General features: G+C 69.8%; 1 protein-coding gene. It reads right to left on the bottom strand.

Annotated elements, in window-relative coordinates; genetic code table 11:
* Positions 1-766, bottom strand: a 766-nt coding sequence (locus tag ABZ883_RS43130) for a choice-of-anchor M domain-containing protein (RefSeq protein ID WP_360917798.1), incomplete at its 3' end; no start/stop codon positions are given.
* Positions 767-1,196: the final 430 nt, after the last annotated feature.

Raw genomic sequence — 1,196 nt, 5'->3', positions numbered from 1 at the left:
TCGCGCTGCCGGGCTCGTTCACCCCTGGCGTGGGGGTGGCCGTAGCGGGTGCGGAGGGCTGTACGGATTCGTCTGCGGCAACATGGACAGTCCACTGCTGGGCGGCTGTTGCGGTCTTGCCATTGGTCAGGCGTGCGGTGGCTTGCGAGGTGAGCTGATAGGTGCCGGGCCGGGTGAAGGCCCAGGCGACTTCACCGGAGTCCGCGGCAGGCAACGACTGGGCGTCGGGGAACCCGTCGGCGCTGTCGAAGAGAACGCGCGGCGCCGTGGGCGCGTCGGGCGTGGAGCTCTCGGGCGGCGCGAACAACACCGCGTCGCCAGGACCTTCGATACTGGTGAAAGCCCATTCGACCGTGCCGTCGGCGAGATTCTCCACGGGCACGCCGGTGGTGTCCCAGTGAGGGGTCGGTGTCGTAGTCCCCTGCGGGGAGCCAGTTCCGTCCAGTACCCATATCGGGTCACCGGAGGGGCCGAGGAACGCATACTCGGTGCCTGCCGGTATGACGGTCTGCGTGTCAGGTCCCAACTCGAGGTCTACCGGCGCGGGCTCACTGGCCGAAGCCGGTGCCATTCCGCTGCCGTCCGCCAACTCCAGCGACAGCTCGTCGCTGTCCAGAGATACGACGACCTGAGGGGCTGAACTGGGCAGTGCCTGGATCCCCTCCGCCGGGGTGCCGGCGAAAGCTGCGGGCGACAGGGCGGCAGCCAGCACGACGGATCCGAGCGCCCCGGCCGTCGTCCTGTGTGACTTCCTGACTGATGCCATGGGGGTGAGTTCTCCTCATCAAGCGACACACCGCTCTGGGTGGTCTCGCGTAGGTCACTTCGTGGCGGGTCCGACGGGAGAGGTCCGCCCGGGTTCATCACAGGGCCACGCGTGAACCCGGGCGGCCGTTTCTCCCACTCTCCGGTGGTCAGCTCGTGACGTCCGGGGTGGTCTCGGATATGCCACGTGTCTTCCGGCGGTGCAGGAATACGGCCGTCCCCGCGCCCGCCCCCAGTAGAGCCGCCCCGCTCAGACCCAGGGGTATGGCGGCTCCGGCTCCGGTTTCCGCCAGGTTTCCGCCAGACGACCCACCGCCAGACGAGCCGCCGTCCGTGGAGCCGCCGTCCGTGGAGCCGCCGTCCGTGGAGCCGCCGTCCGTGGAGCCGCCGTCCGTGGAGCCGCCGTCCGTGGAGCCGCCGTCCGTGGAGCC

Origin of the sequence: Streptomyces sp. NPDC046977 (genome assembly GCF_040644455.1) — a bacterium.
Taxonomy (GTDB): domain Bacteria; phylum Actinomycetota; class Actinomycetes; order Streptomycetales; family Streptomycetaceae; genus Actinacidiphila.
Note: the sequence above shows the minus strand (reverse complement) of the source record. Positions and strands in the feature narration are given on the sequence as shown.